At 70.7% G+C, this 3018-nt stretch carries 3 protein-coding genes and 1 pseudogene; 1 reads left to right on the top strand and 3 read right to left on the bottom strand.

Features of this window, described 5'->3' with window-relative positions:
- From IJH84_RS06685 to IJH84_RS06675, 3 genes are all read right to left on the bottom strand, one after another.
- The coding region (locus IJH84_RS06685) for a tripartite tricarboxylate transporter permease (RefSeq protein WP_295141569.1) at window positions 1–582 on the bottom strand (582 nt) is incomplete at its 3' end.
- Window positions 582–1178, bottom strand: a complete 597-nt coding sequence (locus IJH84_RS06680; RefSeq protein ID WP_200071610.1) for a tripartite tricarboxylate transporter TctB family protein — start codon at window positions 1176–1178, stop codon at window positions 582–584. The genes IJH84_RS06685 and IJH84_RS06680, both read right to left, overlap by 1 nt.
- Complete coding sequence (locus tag IJH84_RS06675) at window positions 1175–2170, bottom strand: tripartite tricarboxylate transporter substrate binding protein (protein ID WP_295141564.1); 996 nt, start codon at window positions 2168–2170, stop codon at window positions 1175–1177. Before IJH84_RS06675 ends, IJH84_RS06680 begins: the two co-directional genes overlap by 4 nt.
- Window positions 2171–2640: 470 nt before the next feature.
- Here IJH84_RS06675 and IJH84_RS06670 point away from each other — a divergent pair.
- Window positions 2641–2796: pseudogene (locus tag IJH84_RS06670) on the top strand (serine/threonine protein kinase); the annotation flags it as partial.
- Between the last annotated feature and the right edge of the window lie 222 nt (window positions 2797–3018).

Raw genomic sequence — 3018 nt, 5'->3', positions numbered from 1 at the left:
CGTGTAGCGTGCCACGCCGGTCTGCGCGTCGATGCCGACCACGCCCAGCGCCAGGCCCAGCCCGAGCGCGGTCAGCCCGCGCACCGCCGAGTCGGCGACGACCGCCGCGGTGGCCGCGAACGCGAACAGCACCAGCGCGAAGTACTCCGCAGGCCCGAACCGCAGGGCGAAATCGACCAGGAACGGCGCGCAGAACACCACCGCGACGCAGGCGATCGTGCCGCCGACGAAGGAGCCGATCACCGAGGTCGCCAGCGCCTGCGGCGCACGGCCGCGGCGGCTCATCAGGAAGCCCTCGAAGGCCGTGGCCATCAACGAGGACTGCCCCGGCGTGTTCAGCAGGATCGCCGTGGTGGCGCCGCCGAACTGCCCGCCGAAGTACACCCCGGCGAGCATGATGAACGCGCCGGTCGGCTCCAGCCGGAAGGTCAGCGGGATCAGCATCGCCACCGCCATCGAGCTGCCCAGCCCCGGCAGCACCCCGACCGCCGTGCCCAGCACCACGCCGACGAAGCACAGCAGCAGGTTGACCGGCGTGAGCGCGTCGGCGAACCCGGTGAGCAGGAGGTTCCAGGCGTCCATCACAGCACCTCCGGCAGCAGGCCGACCGGCAGCGCGATGCCGAGCCCGGCGGTGAAGGCGAGCTGCACGGTGCACGAGAACACCGCTGCCACGCCCAGGTCGAACAGCGCCCGCGAACTGCCGAGCGCCCGCGCGACGCCCCAGAACAGCGCTGTTCCGGCGGGAATCCAGCCGAGCAGCAGGAGCACCACGAGGTGCACGGCCAAGGTGGCGACCACGAGTCCGAACGCGCGCCGGTCGAACGACGCCTCCGCGGCCGGTGCGCTGACCGTCGGTTTTCGCACCGCTTGAATGGTCAGGACGCAGCCCAGCGCGATCAGCAGGACGCCGACCGCGATCGGGAACCACTGCGGTCCCAGGTAGCCGACGTTGAGCGGCAACGGCAGCCGAAGTCCTTGCAGCACCAGGAAAAGCCCGGTCACGAGCACCAGTCCTGCGAGCACCCGGTCCGCCCGGGGCGAGTGCGGGTCGGCTGCCTCGTGCTGCCCGGTGCTTTCGTGCTGCCCGGTGTTTTCGTGCTGCGCGCTGCCTTCGGGCTGCCCGGTGCCTTCGGGCCGCGCGGGTTCTTCGTGCTGCTCGCCGGAAGCGGTCGTCATGCCAGCCCCAACCTTTTGGTGATCTCCCGGACCCGCCCCGTCTCCGCCCGCAGGTAGCGGTCGTATGCCGGGCCGTCCACGAACGCGTCGATCCAGTTGTTGCGCCGCAACGCATCCCGCCACTGCGGGGTGGCGACCAGCTGCCGGGCGAACGCGCGCATGTCCTCGGCTTGCGCCGGTGTGATCCCCGGTGCGGCGGCCAGGCCGCGCCAGTTCGACAGCACGATGTCGATCCCGGTTTCCCGCAGGGTCGGCGCTCCGGGCAGATCGGCGGTGCGCTGCGGCGCGGAAACGCCCAGCACCCGCAATTCTCCGGCGGTGACCTGATCGCTGATCTCGTTCGTGTTCGCCACCCCGACGTCGAGGTGGCCGCCGAGCAGCGACGCCACCATCTCGCCGCCGCCGGAGTAGGCGATGTAGTTCAACCCCGCAGGCCCGACCCCGGCGGCGCTCGCGGCCGAGCCCGCCAGCAGGTGGTCCAGGCTGCCGATCGAGCCGCCCCCGACGACCACGCCTCCCGGATCGGCCCGCCACCGGCCCATCAGGTCGTCGATGGTGCGCAGCGGGGAGTCGGCGGGAACGACGATCGCGTCGTAGTCCTCGCTGATCTTGGCGATCGGGGTGGTGTCGGCGACCTCGGCCGGCGAGCCGTTGATCTCGACGCCGCCGAGCATCGTCGTGCCGGTGAGCAGCAGCGTGTTCGGATCGCCGGGCTGGTTCACCAGCCGTGCCAGGCCGATCGTGCCGCCCGCGCCTTCCACGTTGAGGACTTCGCTCGCGGCGGTGAGGTCGTTGGCCTGCGCCGCGTTCTGCAGCTCGCGGGCGGTGGTGTCCCACCCGCCGCCGGGCGCGGCCGGAGCGATGATCTTGAGCTTGTCCCGCGCTCCCGCGCCGGAGCCTGCGGACTCGTGCGCCTCGGCGATGCCGGCGACCACCAGCACCAGGCTCAGCATGGTCACGACCGTGCGCAGCAGGATCTTGCGTGTGGTCACGGTGTCGACCTCCGTCCCGCGCGGCGGGCGCCGTCGGCCGGGCAACGATCGGCGGTGATCGCCATGGGGTCTCCTACGCGCCGCTCCTGGTCGGCGCTCCGGTGGAGCGCCCCAGATGCAAGTTGTACTAAGTTGCGACTCGGTACAATAAGCATCGGGCGCGTGGCGGTCAACGGCCGGTGTCCGCGAAGTGCTCCGGCGTTGGTCCGGGCTGCGGGTGGATCCCGGAAGCCGCGATCCCCGCGGAGGGCGCTGCTGTCTAGCTACGTTCGCGTTGCCCGATGTGGTCCGTTGGCCAAGCGCGCGATCCGCTGAACGGCGGTATCCACAATGTCTGTCCACTATGGATCGGCTGAATGGAAAAGCCGCCGCCCGCCCCGGTTTTTCGGCGCTAACACGACGCGGCCGCATCCGCGTACCGCGTCATCGGGAGCCGGTACCGGCTGGAGAGCAGCACATGTCGCGGTGCGATGGGGGACCGTGTGGTCGAATACCGACGAGTTGCTGCACCGCCCGGTGGCGGTCAAAGAGCTGAAGCTCTCGCCGGAGCTTCCCGCGGACGACGCCGCCGAACTCCAGGAAAGGCGCTTCGCGAAGCACGCGCGAGGGCCGTGCTGGCGCAACCCGACGTCTCACCGCCGCCGCGCCGATGACATCGCCTTCCTGAACTGGTTCCGGTTCCACCGCTGACCGGTCCGGGCGATCACCCGTTGCGGTGCGTCGTCGGGCCGAGGTGGTCCGAGCCGGGTATGACGTTGCGCGGAATCGCCGATCTCGACACCGCAAGCCGGCGATCCGGACGGAGGAAAGTCATGAACCGATCTCATCTCGTCGCCATCGGCGCGCTG

This window comes from Saccharopolyspora sp. (assembly GCF_017434145.1).
Taxonomy (GTDB): Bacteria; Actinomycetota; Actinomycetes; order Mycobacteriales; family Pseudonocardiaceae; genus Saccharopolyspora_C; species Saccharopolyspora_C galaxeae.
This window is presented reverse-complemented; position numbering and strand designations above follow the sequence as displayed.